At 65.1% G+C, this 4007-nt stretch carries 3 protein-coding genes; all 3 read left to right on the forward strand.

Translation table 11 applies throughout. From position 1 onward, the window contains the following. On the forward strand, window positions 1-1481 hold a 1481-nt coding region (locus AC5RW2_RS41035; RefSeq protein ID WP_494075293.1), incomplete at its 5' end, for a DEAD/DEAH box helicase. Between the two features lie 130 nt (window positions 1482-1611). Further along, complete coding sequence (locus AC5RW2_RS41040; protein WP_494030391.1) at window positions 1612-3246, forward strand: nuclease-related domain-containing DEAD/DEAH box helicase; 1635 nt, start codon at window positions 1612-1614, stop codon at window positions 3244-3246. A gap of 123 nt (window positions 3247-3369) precedes the next feature. Then, the coding region (locus AC5RW2_RS41045) for a S8 family serine peptidase (protein WP_494075294.1) at window positions 3370-4007 on the forward strand (638 nt) is incomplete at its 3' end.

Genomic DNA, 4007 nt, shown 5'->3' on the forward strand with positions numbered 1-4007 from the left:
ACCAGCGCAGCGGCCGGTTCGGCACCGAGATAGTGGACCTCGAGAGGGTCAGCGACCGAACGGTTTTGACGGTTAAAGAAAAGCTTAAACGCGGTGACGATTCCTATGAAGAGTTCCCCGTCGCCCTGACTCCCGACGAGCCAATCCGGACCAAGGGCCAGCGTGAGGCCCTGTCCGATCTTGCCCGCACCGTCGGCGGGACTCTGCCGGAGTTGCCGCGCAATGCTGCCCTGGAACTATTGCGCCGTGCTGCGCCGCGGCTTCAGGGGCTGGATTCGCTTCCCCCTGTGGCTCCCCACGGCGGCGGATACGTCGAAGCGATCACTAAGGCAGTTGCTGCCTTGGAACGGTCGTACCTTGCCGTGCAGGGACCTCCCGGCACCGGCAAAACCCATGTCGGTTCCCACGTCATCGCCAACCTCGTCGCGCAGGGCTGGAAAGTCGGCGTCGTCGGCCAGTCACATGCCGTCGTCGAAAATATGCTCCGGGCCGCGATCGTCAAGGCAGGCGTTCCAGCCGAGCAGGTTGCGAAGAAGACCGACGAGTCCGAGGTGCCGTGGGAATTCCGGACCGACCAAGACGTTGCGCGTCTGCTGGCCGAAGAACCTGGCTGTCTGGTCGGCGGTACCGCATGGACGATGACTGGTTCCAACGTACCTGCCGATTCGATGGACCTGCTGGTCATTGACGAGGCGGGCCAGTTTTCGCTCGCGAACACATTGGCCGTCTGCAAAGCCGCCAAGCGGCTGTTGCTGCTCGGCGATCCGCAGCAACTCCCCCAGGTCACGCAGGGAACCCACCCCGAGCCCGTCGATGAATCAGCCTTGGGCTGGCTGTCGAAGGGGTATGCCACTCTGCCGCCCGATTTCGGCTACTTCCTGGCTGACAGCTGGCGCATGCATCCCGACTTGTGCAGGGCGGTATCCGAACTCTCCTATGAGGGCCGGCTTGAAGCCGCATCGGCGGCCGGAGGACGTCACTTGGACGGACTCCCGGCCGGAGTTGAATGCGTGCGGGTACCGCACCGCGGAAACTCGACTCTATCCGTTGAAGAAGCCGAAGAAGTCGTCCGGCAGATCCAGCGGCATCTGGGCCTGCCGTGGACCGAATCCCCTGACGCGGCACCTCGTTCCCTGGAAGAATCGGACATCTTGGTGGTCGCCGCATACAACGCCCAGGTCCAGAAGATCCGCGAACACCTCCATGCCGAGGGGCTTGACAGCGTGCGTGTTGGCACAGTGGACAAGTTTCAGGGCCAGGAAGCACCAGTGGTCATCGTCTCGATGGCCTGCTCCGCCGTGTCCGAGGCCCCGCGCGGCATGGAGTTCCTGCTCAACCGAAACCGGCTTAATGTGGCCATCTCCCGTGGACAATGGCGCGCTGTCATTATCCGTTCCCCCGAACTAACCAACTTCATGCCGTCGAAACCGGAGGCGCTGGAGGAACTGGGGGCGTTCATCGGACTGTGTTCCCAGCCTTAGCCGAGGAATCGGAGTACCGATCTCGCGCTACATTTGGGAGGGTGCTGCGGATCACGGGGTGCAGCACAGGATGTTCAGGGGGACGAAAATGCGTTGTATTCCGGAGGAGCCCGAATTCGGGGAAGGTCAGATGGCCGAGCGGGCCGTTTGGGAGAAGCTTCGTAAGAGTCTTCCGGACGACGTCGTCCTGGCCCACTCCGTCAATGTCCGGGACGGCAGGGCCGAACATGAGATCGATCTGCTGGTCCTGTGGCCACGGGTCGGCATGGCCGCCATCGAGGTCAAGGGCGGCCTCGTCGGCATCGACAACGGGCAGTGGTACCAGTCCGACAAGAACGGCTGGCACCCGATCCAGAGCCCGGTGGCGCAGTCGCAGGGATCGGTGCACGCCTTCCGGAACTGGATCGGTGACCGGCTCGGCACACCATTGAGCAACCGCTTCGCGTACATGGTCTGCCTGCCCTATACGCAGGTGCCGCAGGACTGGTCCATGGCCGGAGCACCACGGACCTTGGTCCTCGACGAACATGACCTGACCGATCCTGCCGAAAAGATCCGGACCGCGATCGAGCAGGAAGGCGGAGGGGCAGGTCCGCTGGCGCCGGCGTATCTGGAACGCATCGTCGCCCAGCTGACGGGAGCCCTGCGGTCCGACGCCTGGCCGGAGGGCAACCCGCAGGAAGACGAGGACCGCCAGGACCACCTCACCGAGCGGCAGGCAGTGCTGCTCTCCGCCACCCGGGACCTGCCGCGGGTCCGGTTCGCCGGAGGCGCCGGCAGCGGCAAGACGTGGCTGGCCGTCGAGAAGGCCCGCAGGCTGTGCCGGGAAGGCAAGCGCGTTGGCCTGTTCTGTTACAACAAGGGCCTGGGCCAGTACCTGCAGGACCGGACCTCCGGCTGGCGCCAGGCCAAACCGGTGTTCACCGGTGAGTTCCACGAGTACGTCCGGTCTCTGGGCATCCCCGACGGCACCGGACAGGCCTACTTCGACGAGGATATGCCCCGGATGCTCAAGGACCTTGCAGCGGAACTGGACTTTGACCAGAAACTAGATGCCGTCGTCGTCGACGAGGCTCAGGACTTCGCTCCGCTGTGGTGGGAAGCCCTCTTAGCCTGCCTCAAGGATCCGTCCGCCGGCGAAGTGTATGCCTTCATGGACGACGGCCAGGACGTCTACCGCCGCTGGAACGGCCCGGCTGGAGATTCTTCCTTCGACCCGGCAACGGATCTGGTGCCCATTCACATCGATGACAACCTCCGCAACACGCGCCGGATCGCGGAGACCTTCAGAGTCTTCGCCGGCGAGCACTTCACCCCGCGCGGGGGCACCGGCCTGCCCGTCCGCCGCGTCCGATGCTCCACCCACGATGCCTTGGACGTGGCCGGGGACTGCATCGACGCCCTGATCGAGGAGGGCTGGGCCAATAACCAGATCGCACTGCTGACCACCAGCAGCCGCCACCCCGTCCATCAGGACTTCTTCGAGCGCGACGACATCCCCGAGTACTGGCGCCAGTTCCATGCCAACGAAGAGGAGTTCTACGGCCACGTGCTCGGCTTCAAGGGCCTGGAACGCTCTGTCATCGTCCTGTGCGTCAACGGGTTCAAGGATCTGGAGCGGGCGGCTGAACAGCTCTACGTCGGACTGTCGCGGGCGCGCAGCCTGCTGGTGGTAGTCGGCGACTCTGATTTGCTCGCCGAAGCAGGCGGCAGGCAGCTGGAGCTGGCGCTGTCCCGGGCAGAGTCTTGGCACCCTTCACAGTGAGTTCCTCGCAGGGCACTGGCCGTGCCCGCATAATTAACCCTCGCCATTCCAGTTGTTAACCACTAAACTTTTGGAACGACGTTTTCGATCGTCCCTGTACGCCGCGATTCCAGGAAGGCCAGCTTGTCGCAGCCGCGTCGCCGACGTTTTCTCTCCGGCACTGCTTCACTCCTTGCCGCCGCCGTTGTCGGAGGCACCCTCTGGGCCGTCCCGGCCGCCGCCGTTGAAGAACCTCCGCTGCCGGTTGCACCCGCTGCCCCGGCGACCGCGGATGCCGCTCCAGCGACCAACCGGATCATCGTGAAGTTCAAGTATTCGGCCGCGCCGGACCCCGCCGAGCGGGAAGACGCCTACGACTCCGTTGCCGACGAGCTCGACGTCGCCGTCGAGGAAGTGCGCAGCACGGCTATGGGTGCGCAAGTGGTCGAGGCCAACCGTGAGCTGGACGCCGCGGAGGCGGAGGAAGTCGCCGCCGAACTGGAGGCGGACCCCGCCGTCGAATACGCCGAACCTGATCTGCTCCTGCAGCCGGCTGCCGTCCCGCCCAATGATCCCCTGTACCCCCGCCAGTGGGGCCTCTGGGAGGACCGCGCGGGTCTGCGCGTGCCCGGGGCGTGGGATGTGACCCACGGCGCCGGAGCCGTGGTGGCGGTCATCGACACCGGCATCACCAGCCACAGCGACCTGGACGCCAACATCCTGCCCGGCTACGACATGATCAGCAGCGCCACCATGGCCCGCGACGGCAGCGGCCGCGACTC

This window comes from Arthrobacter sp. B0316-1-20, assembly GCF_059091865.1.